This window comes from Limnohabitans parvus II-B4 (assembly GCF_003063455.1).
Lineage (GTDB): Bacteria > Pseudomonadota > Gammaproteobacteria > Burkholderiales > Burkholderiaceae_C > Limnohabitans_A > Limnohabitans_A parvus.
This window is the reverse complement of sequence record NZ_NESN01000001.1, coordinates 1-21154: the sequence shown is the minus strand read 5'-3', so window position 1 is coordinate 21154 and position 21154 is coordinate 1. Positions and strand designations below refer to the sequence as shown.

Genomic DNA, 21154 nt, shown 5'->3' with positions numbered 1-21154 from the left:
GACCGGGACGAATGTCAAACCTCCAGCCACTCTTTGCGGATGTAAGTGTTCTCGCGAAGCGCTTGGGGCGTGCCTTCAAAGACGATGCTGCCATGGCCCATGACCAAGGCGCGGTCCGAAATTTTCATGGCAATCGTGAGTTTTTGCTCGATGAGCAGGACCGAAATGCCTCGGCTCTTGAGCTCTTCAAGGTATTGCCCCACCAACTCGACGATCTTCGGGGCCAAACCCTCGGTGGGTTCATCGATGATGATCAGATCCGGGTCGCCCATGAGCGTGCGGCAAAGGGTCAGCATTTGCTGCTCCCCGCCCGACAAAACGCCTGCCTCTGTGTGCTCACGCTCTTTGAGACGAGGGAACATGGCGTACATGTCCTCAAATGACCAGCGCCCGTTTTTGCCGCTGCGCTTTTGGCCCAGCTGCAGGTTCTGATGCACCGTCAACTTGGGGAAAATGTCGCGATTTTCCGGCACATAGCCAATACCCAAATGGGCGATTTCGTAGGCTTTTTTGCCCTGAATGGGTTGACCGTTCCAGTCAATGCGGCCCTGGCAATCGACCAAGCCCATGATGGCCTTGGCGGTGGTGGAGCGGCCGGAGCCATTGCGCCCCAGCAAGGCCACGATCTCGCCTTGGCCCACTTCAAAGCTGACGCCATGCAGCACATGGCTTTTGCCGTAATAGGCGTGAAGGTTGTCTACTTGCAACATCAATGGCCTCCTGCCTGGCTGTCTGCAACGGAGGAGCCCAGATAGGCCTCCTGCACTTTGGCATTGGCACGCACGGCCTCGGGCGTGTCAAAAGCGATCACCTCCCCATAGACCACCACCGCAATCTTGTCGGCCAGCCCAAACACCACGCCCATGTCGTGCTCCACGGTCAGCAAGGTTTTGCCGACGGTGACTTCTTTGATCAGGTGAATGAAACGCGAAGTTTCACTTTTGCTCATGCCCGCCGTCGGTTCATCGAGCAAGATCACATCGGCCCCACCCGCAATCGTCACACCGATTTCAAGGGCACGTTGTTCGGCATAGGTCAGGTTGACCGCCAGCACATCGCGCTTCTTGTCCAGGCGAATCATCTCCAGCAACTGGTCAGCCCGTTCATTCGCGTCTTTCAGACCCGAAAGGAACTTGAAGAAGGTGTACTTGTAGCCCAGACTCCAGAGCACCGCGCAACGCAAGTTTTCAAACACACTCAACTTCGGGAAGATGTTGGTGATCTGAAAACTGCGCGCCAAGCCCATGCGGTTGATTTCGTAGGGGGTCTTGTGTTGAATGCGTTGGCCATTCAACAAAATATCACCGCTAGAAGGCCCAAAGCGACCGCTGATCAGGTTGAACAAGGTGGACTTGCCCGCGCCGTTGGGGCCGATCACGGCCACACGCTCACCAGGCTCAACAGCCAAATTCACACCCCGGATGATTTCGGTCTTGCCGAAATTCTTGCGAACATCTTTCAGTTCCAGTGCGTAGGTCGTACTCATACTGCAGTCTCCCGGCGCTTGATTTCTTTTTCGATCTCGGTCTGGATATCGCCCCACTCGATCATGTATTGACGACGGCACAACTCAAACAATCCGAGACCCGTGAACATGACAAAGGCACAGCCAAACCAGCTGTCCAGTCCTTTGGCGTTGAGCGTGGCCCCCATGAATTTGACGGTGTCTCCCAAAGCCGAATTGAGCTGCAGGTGATAAACCATTTCGATCATCGCGCCCGCCCCCGCCAACATGACAAAGGCGGTCAAGCCCAAGCTCAGGTAACTGGTCCAGATCTGACGCAACTTGCCAAACTTGGCCACTCGCAAATTCATCATGATCAAACTGGCGATACCGCCCGGTGCATACATCACCATGAACAAGAAGATGAGGCCCAAATAAAGCAACCACGCCTTGGTCAGCTCAGACAAGAGGACAAAAGCAATGACCATCAAGATGGCTCCGATGATGGGGCCAAAGAAGAAGGTGGCGCCACCCAAAAAGGTGAACAACAAATAGGCCCCGGAGCGCCCTGCCCCGACGACCTCGGCAGTCACGATCTCGAAGTTGAGCGCCCCCAAACCACCCGCAATGCCGGCAAAAAAGCCCGCAATGATGAAGGCGATGTAACGCACTCGCTGTGTGTTGTAGCCAATGAACTCCACACGCTCAGGATTGTCGCGCACCGCGTTCAGTATGCGACCCAATGGCGTCTGGGTGAAGGCATACATGAGAGCCACGCACACAAAGGTGTAAGCCGCGATCAGGTAGTAAACCTGAATTTGTGGACCGAAAGTGATGCCGAAAAAGGCCTCGCCAGCCACCCGGTTGCCAGACACCCCAGCCTCGCCGCCAAAGAACTCCGAGAACATCAAGGACATGGCAAACACCAACTCGGCCACACCCAGCGTGATCATGGCAAAGGGCGTGCCCGATTTGCGGGTCGTGACCCAGCCGAGCAGAACAGCAAAGCACATGCCAGCGATGCCGCCAACGATGGGCAACAGACTGACCGGGATGTGCCATTTACCTGCACTCACCGCGTTCAAAGCGTGGATAGCCAAGTAAGAACCCAGCCCTGTGTAGACCGCGTGGCCAAAGCTGAGCATGCCGCCTTGCCCTAACAAGATGTTGTAGGACAGACAAGCGATGATCGCAATGCCCATCTGAGCCAACATGGTGGTCGAGAGGTTGCTGGTGAACACCATGGGCGCCGCCAGCAAGACCAGCGCAAACAAGCTCCAGATGACCCAGCGGCCGACGTTGTAAGGTTTGAATTTGTATACAGCAGCCATGTCTTAACCCTCGCGAGTACCCAAAAGACCCTTGGGCCGGAAGATAAGGATCAGCACCAGGAACAAATACGGCAGGATGGGCGCCACTTGTGACAGCGTGAGTTTCGCAAATGAGTTGTCCTGAGTCGCAGCAGACAAGACCCAACCCATGTCCTTGGCCAAAGTCAAGAACGAGTAATCAATCGCCACGGCAAAGGTCTGGATCACGCCAATCAGCACCGACGCCAGGAATGCCCCAGACAAAGAGCCCATGCCCCCCACGACCACCACCACGAAGATGACGGAGCCCACGGTGGCTGCCATGGCGGGTTCGGTTACAAACGTGCTGCCACCAATCACGCCCGCCAAGCCTGCAAGTCCAGTACCAGCACCAAAAACCAACATGAAGACGCGTGGCACGTTGTGGCCGAGAGACTCGGCCATTTCAGGATGCGTCAAGGCCGCCTGAATCACCAGGCCAATGCGTGTATGGGTGAGCAAGAGCCACAAGGACACCAGCATCAAAAGCGCCACCAGCATCATGAAGGCCCGGGTAGCAGGAAACGGCGAGCACACCACCCGGACGGCGGCATCGGCAGCAGCGCAAGCTTCGGCCGGTGCAGCGCCCCAAACCAGACTCATGCCATTGGCCGAGTGGTTGATCAAGGTGAATGCGGCACTGCGCAGGATCTCGGGCGGCGCGAATTCGACGGCGGTTCGGCCCCAAACCAGTTGCACCAGTTCAAGCACCACATAAGACAGCCCGAAGGTGACCAACAACTCGGGGACATGGCCGAACGGGTGAACCTTGCGCAAGGTCACGCGCTCAAACAATGCACCGCAGGCTCCCACAAAAAGAGGTGCCAAGACCAGTGCCGGCCAAAAACCGATCCACCCCGACAAGGTGTAGCCGAAATAGGCGCCGATCATGTAAAAACTGGCGTGCGCAAAGTTGAGCACGCCCATCATGCTGAAAATCAGCGTCAGCCCTGAGCTGAGCATGAAGAGCAACAGTCCGTAACTGAGACCGTTGAGCATGGAGATGATAAAAAACTCCATAAATACCGCCACTTTTCCAGGCTCTGAATGAGCCTAACTTCGTTACCGAAAGTGGGTTGCAATGATCAACCCGAGACTTGCATAGGCACCAACGCCCAAAAGAAAGGCCCGACAACCTGGATGTTCATCGGGCCACTGAACCCTTAGGTTCATTCGACCAATCCTTGGCATAGCCAAAACCTGTCGGCAAACCAGACACGGCCTGGTTTGCCGGACTGGTTGCAGCTTAGCCAGGACGCTTCATCTGGCAGCTGGTCGGCGTGCTGGACACATAAGAAGGGAACTCTTTGACAGGTGCCAAAGTCATGCCGGTGTTCTCTGGGCTGTAAGGGTACTTCTTGTCTGCCTTTTGCCACACGGTCATGTACAGCGGTTGCTGCAGCTGGTGATCAGTTTTGCGGATTTGCACTTCGCCGTGGTAGCTCTTGAAAGTCAAGCCTTCCAGAGCTGCGGCCACTTTGACGGGGTCGGTTGACTTGGCTTTGGCCATGGCTTCACCCAATGCGCTGTAGATCGAAATCACAGAACCCGTGTAAAAGTCGTCGTTGAACTTGGTCTTGAACTCACCCATCCACTTGCCAATGTCACCACCCATGTTGTAGTGGTTGTAAGCGATCTGGTAAACGCGCCCTGCACCGCCTTGGCCCAAGGCCGTGGGCGTGCCGGTCACGCCGGTGTAGTAGGTGTAGAACTTGCCGTTGTAACCACCTTCGTTGGCCGCTTTGACCAACAGGGCCAGGTCAGAACCCCAGTTGCCGGTGATCACCGTGTCGGCGCCCGAGGCTTTGATCTTGGCAATGTAAGGTGAGAAGTCGCGCACCTGGGCCAATGGGTGCAGGTCTTCGCCCACGATTTGCACGTCGGGGCGCTTGCGGGCCAGGTTTTCCTTGGCAAACTTGGCAACCTGGTGGCCGTGTGAGTAGTTCTGGTTGAACAGGTACACCTTCTTGATGGCGGTGTCGTCTTTCATGAAGGTGGTCATGGCCTCGATCTTCATCGACGTGTCGGCATCGAAGCGGAAGTGCCAGTAGCTGCACTTGCTGTTGGTGAAGTCAGGGTCCACGGCCGAGTGGTTCAGGAAAATGATTTCCTTGCCGGGGTTGCGCTCGTTGTGCTTGTTAACAGCCTCGATCAGGGCACCCGCCACCGAAGAGCCGTTGCCTTGCGTGATGTAACGCACGCCTTGGTCCATGGCGGCCTTCAGGGCGTTCAAGCTTTCAGCGGGGCTCAGCTTGTTGTCGATGCCGATGACTTCGAATTTGACGCCAGCAGGATTGGTTTTGCTGAATTTCTCGGCAAAGAACTGAAAGCTCTTGAGTTGGTTGCTGCCCACTGGTGCCATCAGGCCCGAAAGTGGATCGATCCAGGCAATCTTGACGGTCTCGCCTTTTTGAGCAAAAGCGCCCATGGAGCAAGCGGCCAAAGCAGCTGCAGCGATCAAGCGGGTGGTGGTTTTCATTCAAAGTCTCCTGCGTTATGAATCAGAACAATGTCAGCGTAACCGGTGAAAACACAAATGCGCTCGGGGTTTGCCCCTAAGCCTTATCACCCGCGCGACTTTGAAGTCACGCGGATTTGTTTTGGATCAAAGACCCGGCAAAACATAGTCAGCCAACTGCTCGCGCAAACGGGTCTTGAGCATCTTGCCGGTGCCGCCCAAAGGGATGGCATCCACAAACACCACATCGTCAGGAATTTGCCATTTGGCCGTCTTGCCATCGTAGAAAGCCATCAGCTCATCCCGGCTGACTTCGGCGCCCGGTTTCTTGACCACGCACACAATCGGACGCTCGTCCCACTTGGGATGGCGCATACCGATGCAGGCAGCCATGGCCACAGCCGGGTGCGCCATGGCGATGTTCTCCACATCGATCGAGCTGATCCACTCGCCACCAGACTTGATCACGTCCTTGCTGCGGTCAGTGATTTGCATGAAGCCGTCGGCATCGATGGTGGCCACATCACCCGTGGGAAACCAGCCGCCCACCAAGGGGCTACCGCCTTCTTGTTTGTAATAAGAAGCGATGACCCATGGACCTTTGACAAGCAGATCTCCTGCGGCCTTGCCGTCGTGCGGCAAGGCACGGCCTTCGGCGTCGACGATTTTCATGTCGATGCCAAAGATGCAACGGCCTTGCTTCAGGCGCAGCTTCATTTGCTGCTCGGCGGGCAGGCTCAGGTGTTTGTTTTTCAGGGTGCACACCGTGCCCAGAGGGCTCAGTTCGGTCATGCCCCAGGCGTGCAACACGTCCACGTTGTAGTCTTGGCGGAAGGCGTCGATCATGGCGGGCGGGCAGGCCGAGCCACCAATCACGGTGCGGTTGAGGTGGCTGAACTTGAGGCCTGCAGGCTTCATGTGGCCCAGCAGCATTTGCCAGACGGTGGGCACGCCAGCCGCAAAGGTCACGCCCTCGGACTCGATCAACTCGTACACCGATTTGCCATCCAGCGCGGGGCCAGGAAACACCAGTTTGGCGCCCGTCATGGCCGCGCTGTAGGGAATGCCCCAGGCGTTGACGTGGAACATGGGCACCACGGGCAGGATCGAGTCGCGCGCCGAGATGCACATCGAGTCGGGCAAGGCCGCGGCGTAGGCGTGCAGCACGGTAGAACGGTGGCTGTACAAAGCCCCCTTGGGGTTGCCCGTGGTGCCACTGGTGTAGCAAAGGCTGCAGGCCGAATTCTCGTCCAGCTGAGGCCAGGTGTAGGTGTCTGGCTGTTGGCCCATCCAGGCCTCATAGCTCAGCAGATTCGGGATGCCGGTGTCGGCAGGCAGTTTGTCGGCGTCGCACAGTGCCACATACTGGGTCACGGTCTTGCAATGGGCGTGCAGGGCTTGAACCAAAGGCAAAAACGTCATGTCAAAACACAAGACCTGGTCTTCGGCATGGTTGGCGATCCAGGCCATCTGCTCAGGGTGCAGGCGCGGGTTGATGGTGTGCAGCACACGGCCTGAGCCGCTCACACCAAAGTACAGCTCCAGGTGGCGGTACCCGTTCCAAGCCAGCGTGGCGATGCGGGCACCTTGGGGCACCTTTTGCGCATCCAGCGCGTTGGCCACCTGGCGCGAGCGGCGACCCACATCGGCCCAGGTGTAGCGGTGGATATCCCCTTCCACCCGACGCGAAACGACCTCGCCGTCACCGTGGTGCTTCTCGGCAAATTCGATCATTGAAGAAATCAGCAGCGATTGCTGTTGCATCAGTCCCAGCATGGGTATCTCCTGTCGTTGCGGTTGTTCTCAAGCGAATCATTGTGCACCCGGGCGCGGCCATCTCTGCTCTTAAAACCCGCAATTACCCGGGTACTTGTCAAGGGCGTGACAATCGACTTCTATGCATTCAGCCCACTTGAACCCGCTCAGCCGTGCCGACGATGCGCCATCCGCGCTGGCATGGACCCATCGCCTGACGCAATTGGGCCCCCGGTTTTTCACGCGCCTGCAACCCACACCTGTGGCCGCCCCCCGCTGGGCCGCTTGTAACGAAGCCCTTCGCGCCGAGCTGGGCTGGCCTGCCGAGGTGTTTGATGACAATCACTTGCAAGCCTTTGCGGGCAACGCGGTCATGACCGGGTCGGACCCCTTGGCCACGGTCTACAGCGGCCACCAGTTCGGGCAATGGGCAGGACAATTGGGCGACGGCCGGGCCATCTGGCTGGGCGAGGCGGCTTCAAAACAAGGCCCACAAGAAATCCAGCTCAAGGGCGCGGGCCGCACCCCGTATTCGCGTGGTGGCGATGGCCGGGCTGTGCTGCGCTCGAGCATCCGAGAGTATTTGTGCAGCGAGGCCATGCACGGCCTGGGCATTCCCACCACCCGGGCGTTGAGCCTCGTGGCTTCACCCGAGCCGGTGCGGCGCGAAACCATCGAAAGCGCTGCCGTGGTGGCCCGTGTCGCCCCCAGCTTTCTGCGTTTTGGGCACTTTGAACATTTTTCGGCGCAGGGCGACACCGACAGCCTGCGCACACTGGCCGACCACGCCATCACCCACCACCTGCCCGAATGCCATGCACGGACCTCGCTGTGGCAAGGCAATGTGTATGCGGCCCTGCTGGACGAAGTGCAGGAGCGAACCGCCAAGCTGCTGGCGCAATGGCAGGCTGTGGGCTTTTGCCACGGCGTGATGAACACCGACAACATGAGTCTGCTGGGCCTGACCATCGACTACGGCCCCTTCCAGTTCATGGACAGCTTTGACCCGGGCCACATCTGCAACCACTCTGACCACCAGGGGCGTTATGCCTACGGGCGGCAACCCAACGTCGCGTACTGGAACCTGTACTGCCTGGCCCAAGCCTTGGCCCCCTTGATCGATGACCAGGAGATGACGCTGCAAGTATTGGAGGGCTACAAGACTTTGTTCCCTCGGTACCTTGGCGACGCCATGCGGGCCAAGCTGGGCCTGACAGGGACACTGGCACCTGAATCCGAGCGCGAAGCCGACTGGACACTGGTGGAAGACCTGATGCAGCTCATGGCCGCCGAAAAAGTGGACTTCACCCTGTTTTGGCGGCAACTGAGTCAAGCGGTGGTGCGGCAATCGCAAGCCAATGCTGTGACCGAAGCCGACTGGAGCCCCGTGACCGATCTGGTGCTGGACCGCCCTCGCCTGCTGGCTTGGTTGGAACGCTACACCGCTCGTGCCGGACAGACCCACTTGGTCAGCATGGGGCCACGGATGCTTCGCACCAACCCCAAGTTTGTACTGCGCAATCACTTGGCCGAAGTGGCCATCCGTCAAGCCAAGGCGGGTGACTTTTCAGAAATCGACACGCTGTACAACTTGCTACAGTCTCCCTTCGACGAGCATCCGGGCTTTGAGGCCTATGCCGACCTGCCGCCCGACTGGGCGGGCCAACTGGAAATCAGCTGTTCATCATGACCCAAATTCAAAAAACAAACGCCGAGTGGCGCGAGCTGCTGGCCGCCAAAGGGGCCGAGCCGGTCGCGTATGCCGTGACACGACAAGCCGCCACTGAGCGCCCTTTTACTGGCAAATACGAAGGCCACTGGGCCAGCGGCATTTACCGCTGCATCTGCTGCGATGCCGAATTGTTCAAATCCGACACCAAATTTGACGCCGGCTGCGGCTGGCCCAGCTTCTCGCAAGCCTCGATCGATGGGGCGATTGAGGAACGGGTGGACACCAGCCACGGCATGCGCCGGGTGGAAACCGTGTGCGCCCAATGCGGCGCGCACCTGGGCCATGTGTTCGAAGACGGCCCTGCGCCCACAGGCCTGCGTTATTGCATGAACTCCGCTTCGTTAGACTTCGAAGCTTCCTGACCGATCTTGGCGGTACCGCAGACGCCGCATTCAAAACCTATTCATGAAATTCATCCTCGACTTTTTCCCCATCCTGCTGTTTTTTGGCGCTTACAAGATGGGTGACATTTACACCGCCACCGCGGTGCTGATGGGCGCCACTGTGCTGCAAACCGCCATCATCTACAAAATGGATGGCAAGCTGCAGACCATGCACAAGATCACGCTGGTGTTGGTGCTCGGCTTTGGCGCCCTCACCCTGGGCCTGCACGACGAGCGCTTCATCAAATGGAAACCCACCTTGCTGTATTCCGGCCTGGCGATTGCCTTGGCCGTGGCGCACTGGTTTTTGAAGAAAAACTTTTTGCACATGCTGCTGGGCACGCAACTGCAGTTGCCGCACGCGGTGTGGAACCGGCTCAACCTGTCATGGATGCTGTACTGCATCTTCATGGCATCGATCAACGGCTATGTGGCGGCGTACTTCAGCACCGAAGACTGGGTCAATTTCAAGCTGTGGGGCTATGCCTTCCCTGTGGTTTTCATCCTCGGACAAGGCCTGTACATCGCCCGCTATCTGCCCAAAGAAGGCGCTGACAAAGAATGAGCCAGCCGTCTGTCCCCCTGAGTGAGCAGATCCACACCCGACTGACCGAGCGGCTGCACCCCACAGCCCTCAAAGTCATCGACGAAAGCGCGCAACACGCAGGCCATGCCGGTGCCAGCGCGAGCGGCCAAGGCAGCCACATGCGTGTGTGCATTGCTTCACCTTTGTTTGCACCGCTCAGCCGCGTTCAGCGCCATCGCCTTGTGTATGATGCGCTGCAAGATTTCATTGACCAGGGCTTGCACGCCCTGGCCATCGAGCTGATCTGAACCCGGGCCGTCACCCACTGGTGGCAGCCCCTTTTTTTGAACCCTTGATTCAACCCTGACACAACGTCATTGAGGAAAACAAAATGAAAAAGCAAATGCTCAGCGCCGCCCTGGTGGCCTTGCTGGCGGTTCCCGCCCTGGCGCAAAACCTGGCCGTGGTCAACGGCAAGCCAGTGCCATCTTCGCGTGTGAATGCGCTCAAGCAGCAAGTCGAAGCCTCTGGCCGCCCTGTGACGCCCGAAGTGCTGGCCCAGATCAAGGAAGAGTTGATCGCCCGCGAAATCTTCATGCAAGAAGCCAAAAAGCGCGGCCTGGACGCCTCTGATGAGTACAAGACCCAGCTCGAACTGGCCCGTCAAACCATCCTGATCCGTCAGCTGTTTGCCGATTTCCAGAAGAAAAACCCCGTGACCGATGCCGACATCAAGGCCGAATACGACAAGTTCGTGGCAGCCAATGGTGGCAAGGAATACCGCGCCCGCCACATCCTGGTGGAAAAAGAAGACGAAGCCCTGGCGCTGATCGCCCAGATCAAAAAAGGCGGCAGCTTTGAAGACTTGGCCAAGAAGGCCTCCAAGGACCCAGGGTCTGGTGCCAACGGTGGCGACCTGGACTGGGCTGCCGCTGGCAGCTATGTGCCCGAGTTTTCGGGGGCCATGGTCAAGCTGGACAAGGGCCAGATGACCGACACGCCCGTCAAGAGCCAATTTGGTTTCCACATCATCCGCGTGGACGATGTGCGCGAAGCCCAATTGCCCAAGCTGGATGAAGTCAAACCCCAGATTTCGCAGCAGCTGCAGCAACAAAAGCTCAGCACATTCCAAGACAGCCTGCGTGCCAAGGCCAAGATCCAGTGATCTGAACCTTTCGACTCAGCAAAACGCGGCTCCGGCCGCGTTTTTTTTGGGTCATCGCCGCCGACTTGATCGACCAGCTCCGTCACCCCCGACCTGATCGGGGGTCCATGCGCCCTGTCTCGTCACCCCCGACCTGATCGGGGGTCCATCTCTTCGACGGCCATGGATACCCGGTCAAGCCGGGCATACAACAAATTGGCTGGGCATGACAACAAATTGGCTGGGCATGACAACAAATTGGCTGGGCATGACGACAAGATGGCGAGGGACGACAGCAAAGGGCCACGCTCCCGGCCTTGCCACCCCGCCTTGTCACCCCCGACCTGATCGGGGGTCCATGCGCCCTGTCTCGTCACCCCCGACCTGATAGGGGGGCCATGCGCCCTGTCTCGTCACCCCCGACTTGATCGGGGGTCCATCTCTTCGACAGCCATGGATACCCGGTCAAGCCGGGCATGACAACAAATTTGCTGGGCATGACCACAAATTGGCCGGACATGACGACAAGCTGGATCGGGAGGACGACAAGCTGGATCGGGATAACAACAACTTAGCTGGGCACGACAAGGAGTGACGCCAGATTGGGGATAATCCCAGCCCATGCAGCCCCACCAACTCGAACTCCTTGCCCCCGCCCGCACCTTCGACATCGGCATCGAAGCCATCAACCATGGCGCTGATGCGGTCTACATTGGCGGCCCTTCATTTGGTGCACGGTCCACGGCCGACAACAGCATCCAGGACATCGCCAAACTGGTGCAATACGCGCACCGTTTTCACAGCCGCATTTTTGTCACGCTCAACACCATCTTGCGCGACGACGAACTGGAAGGGGCGCGCAAGTTGGCCTGGCAGCTGTACGACGCCGGTGTGGACGCGCTGATCGTGCAAGACATGGGCCTGCTGGAAATCGACATGCCGCCGATCCAGCTGCACGCCAGCACCCAGACCGACATCCGCACACCTGAAAAAGCCAAGTTCTTGCAAGACGCGGGCTTGAGCCAGATCGTGCTGGCTCGCGAGTTGACGCTGCCGCAGATCAGCGCGATCCGCGACGCGGTGGACACCGAGCGCACCGTGATCGAATTTTTTGTGCACGGTGCTTTGTGCGTGGCCTACAGCGGCCAGTGCTTCATCAGCCACGCCCACACCGGGCGCAGCGCCAACCGGGGCGATTGCTCGCAGGCCTGCCGCCTGCCCTATGAGGTCAAAGACGCACAAGGCCGCATCGTGGCGCACGACAAGCATGTGCTGAGCATGAAAGACAACAACCAGAGCGAGAACCTGCGCGCCCTGGTGGATGCGGGCATCCGCAGCTTCAAGATCGAAGGCCGCTACAAGGACATGGCCTATGTGAAAAACATCACGGCCCATTACCGTAAGCTGTTTGACGAAGTGCTGACCGAGCGGCCCGAGTTGGCCCCGGCCTCGCACGGCCGCACCACCTTTAACTTTGAGCCTGACCCGAACCAGAACTTCAACCGCGAGTTCACCGACTACTTCGTGCAAGGCCGCAAGGAAGACATCGGCGCGTTTGACACCCCCAAAAACCCCGGCCAGCCCATTGGTTGGGTGAGCAAGGTGTCGGCCGAACACGTCGAGATCACCACCGACGACCCGGCCACTGAGCTGCACAACGGTGACGGCATGTGCTACTACGACCTGCAAAAGGAACTGGTGGGCCTGCAGATCAACCGCGCTGAGGCTCAAAAAGCCAAAGGGGTTTGGCGCTTGTTCCCCAAAGACCCGATGGACGGGTTCAAGGACCTGCGCAAAGGCGTGCAGGTCAACCGCAACCGCGACATGAGCTGGGTGCGCACACTGGACAAAAAGTCCGCCGAGCGCCGCATGGGCGTCTGGATGCAGCTGGCTGAAAACACGGGTGGCCAAGGTGAAGGCCTGCAACTGACGCTGACCGACGAAGCCGGGCATACCGGCACAGCCCAAACGGCCATCGACTGGCAAGCCTCCAAAGACCCGGCCCAGGCTGAGGACAAACTCAAGGCCGCTTTAGGCAAGCTGGGCGATACTTTGTTCGAGCCGTTCGACGTTCAAACGGCCCTGCCCCGCCCCTGGTTTGTGCCGCCCTCACAACTCAACGCCTTGCGTCGCGACGCCGTGCAGGCACTCGAAGCCGCCCGCGCCCAAGGCCTGCACCGCCTGCCGCGTGCCGTGCCGGTGGAGCCGCCTGCGCCCTACCCCGAAGACACCCTGACTTATTTGGCCAACGTGTTCAACCAGAAAGCCCGTGACTTTTATGCCAAGCATGGCGTCAAGGTCATCGATGCGGCCTATGAAAGCCAGGAAGAGCTGGGCGAAGTCAGCCTGATGATCACCAAGCACTGCGTTCGCTTCAGTTTGAGCCTGTGCCCCAAACAGGCCAAAGGCGTGACGGGCGTGCAAGGCACCGTGAAAGCCGAACCCCTGCAGCTGATCAACGGCAAGGAAAAACTCACCCTGCGCTTTGACTGCAAACCCTGCGAAATGCATGTGGTGGGCAAGATCAAGAAATCGGTGCTGAACGCAGTGCCCGAGAGCCCGGTCCAGTTTTACAAGACCCGGCCGCTCGTGCAGGGCATGCACTGATCACCGAAGTAGATTCACCAGCACCTGGCCCTTGGCATCGCGGTAGACATCAAAGTCTTTGTCAATCGACACAATGAAGCGGATTTGCAGGCGCTCGGCGGCTTCGGCCACCGAGGCGTCGGCCAGATCGAGTGGCAAGCTGGCAAAGCGCTGGCAGATGGCCAGCACGCCGGTCAGGCTCCAGTCGGCGGGCGCATCGAGCTGAACCGCACCGCGCTGCACCCACTGCAAAAAGTCGAGCGCTGCGCCGTTGTGGATGCGCCGGGCCAGCAAGGCGCAGACTTCGGTCAGCACCGGCCAGGTGCTGTGCAGGCGCACTTGCGGGTTGGCTTGCAGCCAGGCCAGTGTGGGCGCGTGCCATTTGTCGCTGCGGTTGAACAGGGCCAACAAAGGGCCGCTGTCGATCAGCGCAGCTTGCGGCGGCAGCTGAGACAACCAGCGTGCGCTGGGCTCTTGGGCCGAAGGGGTTTCGGCGCTCATGCCCTTTGCGCGTGTTTGTCGGCCCAAGCGTCGGCCAGCTGGTTTTTGCGGGTTTCGGCCAAGTCTTCGGGGCCGCTGTAACGGCCAAACACGCCCTCACCCAAATCAAATGCCGATGCGGTCGCAGCGGGCTGGGCCAGGTAAGCGGTGAGCGCATCGCGCATGACTTCGCTGATGCTGCGGCCCTCTTGCGCGCAGCGTTGGCGCAGAGATTTTTCGAGCGGATCGGGCAGTTTGACAGTGGTGGTCATGCGAACCTCCTTGGGTAATACGAACATTATTACCCAAGGGGTGATGCAAGTAAAGTCGGCCCTCAACCCAGCGGCTTGAGCAACTCGTTCAAATCGGATTCGCCAAACAGCGGCTCTTTTCGCTTGACGGCACCTTCGTACATGTCTTGCGCCAGCTGGGCTTTGCGCTCTTGCAGGGCCAGCATGCGTTCTTCGATGGTGCCCTGGGCCACCAGTTTGACGACCCAGACGTTTTTGGTCTGGCCGATGCGGTGGGCGCGGTCGGTGGCCTGGTTTTCCACGGCCGGGTTCCACCAGGGGTCGTAGTGGATCACGGTGTCGGCTTGCGGCAGGTTCAGGCCCACGCCACCGGCTTTCAGGCTGATCAGGAACAGTGGCACCTCGCCGCTGGTGAACTTGTCGATGATCGCGTCGCGGTTTTTGCTTTGGCCGGTGAGCTTGACCCACGGGATGCCCAACTCAGGCAAGGCTTTTTCGATCAAGCCCAGCATTTCGGTGAACTGCGAGAACAACAAGATCTTGCGGCCTTCGGCCACCATCTCGGGCAGCATGTCGAGCAGCTGGGTGAGCTTGGCCGACTCCTTGACCTGGCTGGCGGCGCTGAGCTTGAGCAGGCGTGGGTCGCAACACACCTGGCGCAACTTCAGCAGCGCATCCAGGATGGTGATTTGCGACTTGCCCAAACCCTGGGTGCTGAGCGCTTCGCGCACGGTTTTTTCCATGCCCAGGCGGATGGTTTCGTACAGGTCGGCCTGCTGGCCTTCGAGTGGCACCGGCATCAGGGTTTCGATCTTGGGCGGCAGTTCGCTGGCCACCAGGTCTTTGGTGCGGCGCAGCATGAAGGGCGTGATGCGTGCACGCAACTGTTCCATTTTTTCGGTGCTGCCCTGACGCTCGATCGGGTTGCGAAACAGCTCGGTAAAGCGCCGCTGGCTGCCCAGAAAGCCGGGCATCAAAAAGTGAAACTGGCTCCACAACTCGCCCAAGTGGTTTTCGATGGGTGTGCCCGACAAACACAGCCGGTGCACAGCCGGAATTTCCGACACGACTTGCGCCGCATTGGTTTGCGCGTTCTTGATGTTCTGTGCTTCGTCGAGCACCAGCAGGTGCCAAGGCACTTCGAGCCACATCTCGCGGTCGCGTGACAGGAGTGAATAGGCAGTGATGACCACGTCAAACTCACACAGTTCTTGCGCTGTTTCGTGGCGCGACAGGCCGTGGTGGATGTGGGTGGTCAGGCTCGGGCAAAAGCGGGCCGCTTCGCGCTGCCAGTTGCCCAGCAAGCTGACCGGCGCCACGATCAGCGCCGGTTGCGTGAGCCGTCCGGCCTGCTTCTCGGTCAGGATGTGGGCCAGTGTCTGCAGGGTTTTGCCCAAGCCCATGTCGTCGGCCAAAATGCCCGCCAAACGGTGCTGGCGCAAAAACTGCAGCCAGTTCAGGCCTTGCTGTTGGTAGGGGCGCAGCGTGGCTTGCAGGCCATCGGGCAAGGGCACGTCGGTCAGTGCTGCAGTACCGCGCATTTGTTGCACCAAGGCCAGCAGGCTTTGTGCGCCCTGCCAGACGGCGCCCTCACCCAGCGATGCGGCCGTGCGCAGAGCGTCCAGACGCGACAGCCGCAGTGAATCGCCATCCCAGTTGTGCCCGCGTTCACCGTGCAACTCCATCAGCATGGAGAGCCATGGCTTGATTTGGGCGGTGGGCAGCTTCACATAGCCAGGCCCCTGTAAATCAGGCAGATACAGATGGTCGGGCACGCGGTCCGATTGCGCGTTGCCCAGCTCGCTGGCCGACACGCCCGCACGGGCCATGGCCTTGAGGATCTCGGGCACCCAGGGCAAGATGTTGACGCGTTGACCGTCGATGTTCATGCCCAGCGACAGGTCAAACCAGGGCGAAGTGTCTTCGGCCCCCGCTTCAGTGTCTTGTCCGCTCATGCGCACATGCACATCGTCGGCCCGGCGCAGCCAATGGTCCAGACCTTCGTGGCTCAGCACATCCAGTCCGGCCTCGTGCAGGGGCGCAAAGTCGGTTTCGAGCCAGTCCAGCCAGAGTGCCTGTCCCTCGGAGCCGGGTATGCCCAACATGTTGTTGTCCCACAGTTGAAAACCCAGGTCGTCCAGCGTTTCCCAAATCTCCAGCTCGGCCGCCAGATCGCGCACCAGCATGCGGGCTTGCGTGCCCTGACCCACCACCACGCGGGGCTGATGGTGTGCCCAGTAGCCTGTGCAGTCGCCGTATTGGAATTTCAGCTCGGCCTGAAACAAGCCTTGCTCGCTGCGCAAATGCGGTGGCACCGCACACAGCTGCAGCAGGCCCACGGGCGCAACGCCTCGGATTTCGGGCATTTTTTCAATCACGGGCGGCAGGGGCAACTCGCCCATGGCGTCCATCAGTTGTTGCTGGAACTTGACCGCCACACGCTCGGGAACGACCGGGGCCTGCGTCAGCAGCATCAGGTGATCGGCGCTCATGCCTTGCGTGTCCAGCAGGCCGCAGGTGCCCTGTTGCGGGTCCACAAACAACGGGGGCTCGTTCAGGCCATGCAACACGCCCGCCTGTGACGACTGCATCTGCAGCCGCCAGCCTTCGGGGCTGTTGCCTTGCGCTGGCACGGCCTGCCAGCTGCCACTGAAGGCCACGGGCTGATCGCTCCACACCAGCGGCCGCAAGGTTTTGCCGTCCTCCCACATCAGGCGGTCCGTGCTGCTGCACATCTTGAGCAACAACTCGGCCACCATGCCTTGCAGCTTGACTGCACCTTGGAAGCCGTAAGAGCTGAAGCTGTTGGTCGCCGGGCAGGCCTTCATCAGGTCAAAAATGCCTTGCTCACCCGGCGCGCAGGTGCGCCAAACCGGGTCGCTGGGGTAAGGCTGGCTGCTGACTTTTTTGGGTTTGCCCCATTCGCCGTTTTGCTTCAAAACGGCTTGCTTGATCGTCAGGTGGAACACGGGCCTGTGGCCTACGGCTGCTGCCGACAGGCAATAGAGGAAGTGCTCATTGGCTTTGCCCGGCACGGAAAACCCGGTAGGTGCATCGGCGGCTTGCAAACGGCTCAGCCAGTCACGCACCTGGTATTCGGCTTGTTGCAGCGCCCGCTCCTGACGCACTTGAATCTGTTGTTCTGAGTTTTCAGCGCCATCGCCCTCGCCCTCATTCGCCAAGGGGTTGCGCATGGACACGCCCTGCATGGCAACCAGAATGCCCAAGGCGGCTGCATGCTTGCACATGCGGCCCACAGGGCATGTGCAGGTGGTGCGCCAGCCTTGCAGATTGCCCCCCTCGGACACGCGCAAGAAGGCCGTCACCCGATACGGGTCTTGCAAAGAGCCCTGCACCTGCGCATCGACGCGCCAGTCTTCGCCGTCAGGCGTCAGATGCGCCGACAGCACCTCATTTTTGAGGTACAGCGCCGTGCCTTTGGCCCAGGAATTCGAGTCGAAATAAAACGCCAGCTGAGAGGGAGGAAACCACTGATCAGACATGGTGAAACGCACAGGCGCAGACCGTCATCAAGCCACCCACTTGCGGGCGTTTTGCCACACACGCAACCAGGGGCTGGTGGATGAAATGTCACCACTCGTCCAGCTCATCTGCACATTGCGGAACACGCGCTCGGGGTGCGGCATCATGGCCGTGAAGCGCCCGTCAGCCGTGGTCACGGCCGTCAGGCCGCCTGCGCTGCCGTTCGGGTTGAACGGGTACTGCTCGGTGGCCTGGCCGTGGTTGTCCACGAAGCGCATCGCGCCAATGGCCTGCGCCGCGTTGCCCCGGTGCTTGAAGTTGGCATAACCCTCGCCGTGCGCCACCGCGATCGGCAAGCGGCTGCCCGCCATGCCTTGCAAGAACAAACTGGGAGATTCCAGCACCTCGACCATGGACAGGCGGGCTTCAAAGCGCTCGCTTTGGTTGGTGGTGAAGCGCGGCCAAGCCTCGGCGCCCGGAATGATGTCGGCCAGTTCGGCAAACATCTGGCAGCCGTTGCACACGCCCAGCCCGAAGGTGTCGGCGCGGCCAAAGAAGCCCTTGAGCTGCTCGGCCAAAGCCGGGTTGAAGGTGATGCTGCGTGCCCAGCCGATGCCTGCGCCCAGCGTGTCGCCGTAGCTGAAGCCGCCGCAGGCCACCAGGCCTTTGAAGTCGGCCAAGTTGGCGCGGCCCGATTGCAAATCCGTCATGTGCACGTCGTGCGACTCAAAACCGGCTTTGTGGAAGGCGTAGGCCATTTCCACATGCGAGTTGACGCCCTGCTCGCGCAAGATGGCCACTTTGGGGCGCGACAAATTCAGGAACGGCGCGGCCACGTTGTCTGCCGGGTCAAAGCTCAGGGCCATATGCATGCCGGGGTCGTCCGCGCGGCCAGCGGCGGCGTGCTCGGCGTCGGCGCAAGCGGGGTTGTCGCGCTGCTGGCAAATCTTCCAGCTCACGCTGTCCCAGACCTGGTGCAGGTCTTCGAGCTTGGCGGCAAACACCTCTTTGGTGTCGCGCCAGATGCTGAGTTCGCCCACGCCCTTTTGGATGGTCGATTGCACAGGGCGGGTTTTGCCGATCACATGCGTGTGTTTGGACAAGCCGTGCTCACGCAGGGTTTGCAGCACGGCGTTGCGGTCTGCGGTACGCACCTGGATCACCACCCCCAGCTCTTCGTTGAACAAGGCTTTGAGGGTGAGTTCGTCGCGGCGGGCGCTCACCTGGCCTGCCCAGTTCTTGGCGTCGCCATGGTCGGCGCGGCTGTCGGTGATGCCGTCACCCTCGGTGACCAGCATGTCCACATTGAGCGCTACACCCACATGGCCGGCAAAGGCCATTTCGGCCACTGCGGCCAGCAAGCCGCCATCGCTGCGGTCGTGGTAGGCCAGGATCTGACCTTGCGCACGCAAGGTGTTGATGGCTTTGACCAAATTCACCAAGGCTTGCGGGTCTTCCAGATCGGGCACGCTGTCGCCAAACTGGCTCAGCACCTGCCCCAACACGCTGCCGCCCATGCGGTTTTGGCCTTGGCCCAGGTCGATCAACAGCAAGCTGGTGTCGGCTTCTTGCGCGTCCAGCTGCGGCGTGAGCGTGCCGCGCACGTCAGGCAAGCTGGCAAAGGCGGTGATGATCAGACTCACGGGCGAGGTGACTTTGTGGGTCTGACCGTCAGAACTTGAATCGCCCTTCGGTACGGTCCACTGCGTGCGCATCGACAAACTGTCCTTGCCCACGGGAATCGAGATGTCCAGAGCCGGGCACAACTCCATGCCCACGGCCTTAACGGTCTCGTAAAGCGCGGCGTCTTCACCGGGCTCACCGCAAGCGGCCATCCAGTTGGCCGACATCTTGACGCGGGGCAGCTCGATGGGCGCGGCCAGCAAATTGGTGATGGCTTCGGCCACGGCCATGCGGCCGGACGCTGCGGCATTGAGCGAGGCCAGCGGGGTGCGCTCACCCATGCTCATGGCTTCACCCGCAAAGCCTTGGTAGTCGGCCAGGGTCACGGCCACATCGGCCACGGGCACTTGCCAGGGGCCGACCATCTGGTCGCGGTGCGTCAAGCCACCCACGGCGCGGTCGCCAATGGTGATGAGGAAACGCTTGGAGGCCACGGTGGGGTGGCTCAGCACGTCGATCACGGCTTTTTGCAAACTCACGCCCGTCAGGTCCATGGCGGGCGACTGGCGGGTGACGGTCTTCACATCACGGTGCATCTTGGGCGGTTTGCCCAGCAGCACGTCCATCGGCATGTCCACGGGCGACTCTTGGCCTTTGTCTTCCAACACCAATTGGCGCTCATCGGTCGCCACGCCAATCACCGCAAACGGGCAACGCTCGCGTTCGCAAAACGCGGTGAACTGCGCCAAAGACTCTGGCGCAATCGCCATCACGTAACGTTCTTGGCTTTCGTTGGACCAGATTTCTTTCGGCGACAGGCCGGACTCTTCGAGCTTGACGGCACGCAAATCAAAGCGTGCGCCTCGGCCAGCGTCGTTGGTCAATTCAGGGAACGCATTGGACAACCCGCCCGCGCCCACGTCGTGGATGGCCAAAATCGGATTGGCCGCACCTTGTGCCCAGCAGTGGTTGATGACCTCTTGCGCCCGGCGCTCGATCTCGGGGTTGCCGCGCTGCACCGAGTCAAAGTCCAAATTAGCGGCGTTGGTGCCCGTGGCCATGGAACTGGCCGCGCTGCCGCCCATGCCGATGCGCATGCCAGGGCCGCCCAGCTGGATCAACAAGCTGCCTGCAGGGAATTCGATCTTTTTGGTTTGCTCGGCATCGATTTGGCCCAGACCGCCCGCGATCATGATGGGCTTGTGGTAACCACGCACCACGCCGTCCACGGTCTGCTCGTATTCGCGGAAATAGCCCAGCAAGTTGGGCCGGCCAAACTCGTTGTTGAACGCCGCGCCACCCAGAGGGCCTTCGGTCATGATCTGCAGCGGGCTGGCGATGTGCTCGGGCTTGCCGCCCACTTGGTCGGACATGCCGCCCCAGAGTTTGGAGACCGTGAAGCCGCTCAAACCCGCCTTGGGCTTGGAGCCGCGTCCGGTCGCGCCTTCGTCACGGATTTCGCCACCAGCGCCCGTGGATGCACCGGGGAAAGGCGAAATCGCGGTCGGGTGGTTGTGCGTCTCGACCTTCATCAGCACATGGTGCAAGGCTTGTTCGCTCTGATAAGCCGCGCCCTGCCCTGAGGTTCTGGCCACGAAACGCTCAATGTGGTGGCCTTCCATCACCGAAGCGTTGTCTGAATACGCCACCACCGTGTGCTGCGGACTGAGCTGCTCGGTGTTGCGGATCATGCCGAACAGGCTCTTGGGCTGGGCCACACCGTCAATCGTGAACTCGGCGTTGAAAATCTTGTGGCGGCAGTGCTCGCTGTTGGCCTGCGCAAACATCATCAACTCCACATCGGTGGGGTTGCGCGCAAGGCCCGTGAAGGCTTTGACCAAGTAATCGATCTCGTCTTCGGCCAGGGCCAGGCCCCAGTCTTTGTTGGCCGCCTCCAGCGCAGAGCGTCCACCGCCCAGCACATCCACATGCGCCATGGG

General features: G+C 60.2%; 16 protein-coding genes. 6 read left to right on the top strand and 10 right to left on the bottom strand.

From position 1 onward, the window contains the following. Positions 1–14: 14 nt before the first annotated feature. The 6 genes from B9Z37_RS00080 to B9Z37_RS00055 all read right to left on the bottom strand — a co-directional run bounded on the left by B9Z37_RS00080 (position 15) and on the right by B9Z37_RS00055 (position 7027). Positions 15–710, bottom strand: a complete 696-nt coding sequence (locus B9Z37_RS00080; RefSeq protein ID WP_108311067.1) for an ABC transporter ATP-binding protein — start codon at positions 708–710, stop codon at positions 15–17. After that, positions 710–1486: an ABC transporter ATP-binding protein gene (locus B9Z37_RS00075; RefSeq protein ID WP_108311066.1), complete on the bottom strand. Its 777-nt coding sequence runs from the start codon at positions 1484–1486 to the stop codon at positions 710–712. Before B9Z37_RS00075 ends, B9Z37_RS00080 begins: the two co-directional genes overlap by 1 nt. Continuing rightward, positions 1483–2775, bottom strand: coding sequence for a branched-chain amino acid ABC transporter permease (locus B9Z37_RS00070; RefSeq protein WP_108311065.1), 1293 nt, complete (start codon positions 2773–2775; stop codon positions 1483–1485). The genes B9Z37_RS00075 and B9Z37_RS00070 overlap by 4 nt, the downstream gene beginning before the upstream one ends. 3 nt (positions 2776–2778) lie before the next feature. Further along, on the bottom strand, positions 2779–3813 hold the full coding sequence (locus B9Z37_RS00065) for a branched-chain amino acid ABC transporter permease (RefSeq protein WP_108311064.1): 1035 nt from the start codon (positions 3811–3813) through the stop codon (positions 2779–2781). A gap of 226 nt (positions 3814–4039) precedes the next feature. Continuing rightward, positions 4040–5272: a branched-chain amino acid ABC transporter substrate-binding protein gene (locus B9Z37_RS00060; RefSeq protein WP_108311063.1), complete on the bottom strand. Its 1233-nt coding sequence runs from the start codon at positions 5270–5272 to the stop codon at positions 4040–4042. 126 nt (positions 5273–5398) lie between these two features. After that, positions 5399–7027 carry a 3-(methylthio)propionyl-CoA ligase gene (locus tag B9Z37_RS00055; protein WP_108311062.1) on the bottom strand — a complete coding sequence of 543 codons (1629 nt, stop codon included), beginning with the start codon at positions 7025–7027 and terminating at the stop codon, positions 5399–5401. Positions 7028–7148: 121 nt separating this feature from the next. Between B9Z37_RS00055 and B9Z37_RS00050 the strand changes: the two genes are divergently transcribed. The 6 genes from B9Z37_RS00050 to B9Z37_RS00025 all read left to right on the top strand — a co-directional run bounded on the left by B9Z37_RS00050 (position 7149) and on the right by B9Z37_RS00025 (position 13398). Further along, positions 7149–8696: a protein adenylyltransferase SelO gene (locus B9Z37_RS00050; protein WP_108311061.1), complete on the top strand. Its 1548-nt coding sequence runs from the start codon at positions 7149–7151 to the stop codon at positions 8694–8696. Further along, complete coding sequence (msrB, locus tag B9Z37_RS00045) at positions 8693–9100, top strand: peptide-methionine (R)-S-oxide reductase MsrB (protein ID WP_108311060.1); 408 nt, start codon at positions 8693–8695, stop codon at positions 9098–9100. Before B9Z37_RS00050 ends, msrB begins: the two co-directional genes overlap by 4 nt. Positions 9101–9143: 43 nt before the next feature. Beyond that, positions 9144–9686: a septation protein A gene (locus B9Z37_RS00040; protein ID WP_108311059.1), complete on the top strand. Its 543-nt coding sequence runs from the start codon at positions 9144–9146 to the stop codon at positions 9684–9686. Beyond that, positions 9683–9955, top strand: a complete 273-nt coding sequence (locus B9Z37_RS00035; RefSeq protein ID WP_108311058.1) for a BolA family protein — start codon at positions 9683–9685, stop codon at positions 9953–9955. Before B9Z37_RS00040 ends, B9Z37_RS00035 begins: the two co-directional genes overlap by 4 nt. An 83-nt stretch (positions 9956–10038) precedes the next feature. Then, entirely contained in the window at positions 10039–10812 is a 774-nt protein-coding gene (locus B9Z37_RS00030) for a peptidylprolyl isomerase (RefSeq protein WP_108311057.1), read from the top strand. Between the two features lie 600 nt (positions 10813–11412). After that, positions 11413–13398, top strand: a complete 1986-nt coding sequence (locus B9Z37_RS00025) for a peptidase U32 family protein (protein WP_108311056.1) — start codon at positions 11413–11415, stop codon at positions 13396–13398. On the opposite strand, the gene B9Z37_RS00020 is transcribed toward B9Z37_RS00025, so the two are convergent. From B9Z37_RS00020 to purL, 4 genes are all read right to left on the bottom strand, one after another. Next, positions 13399–13878, bottom strand: coding sequence for a type II toxin-antitoxin system VapC family toxin (locus tag B9Z37_RS00020; protein WP_108311055.1), 480 nt, complete (start codon positions 13876–13878; stop codon positions 13399–13401). After that, complete coding sequence (locus B9Z37_RS00015) at positions 13875–14129, bottom strand: ribbon-helix-helix domain-containing protein (protein ID WP_167394284.1); 255 nt, start codon at positions 14127–14129, stop codon at positions 13875–13877. Before B9Z37_RS00015 ends, B9Z37_RS00020 begins: the two co-directional genes overlap by 4 nt. Positions 14130–14191: 62 nt before the next feature. Then, the gene (locus B9Z37_RS00010; protein WP_108311819.1) at positions 14192–17611 is read right to left on the bottom strand and encodes a DEAD/DEAH box helicase; all 3420 of its coding nucleotides are present in this window, start codon (positions 17609–17611) and stop codon (positions 14192–14194) included. A 27-nt stretch (positions 17612–17638) separates the two neighbouring features. Then, a partial coding sequence (purL, locus tag B9Z37_RS00005) for a phosphoribosylformylglycinamidine synthase (protein ID WP_108311053.1) occupies positions 17639–21154 on the bottom strand: 3516 nt, incomplete at its 5' end.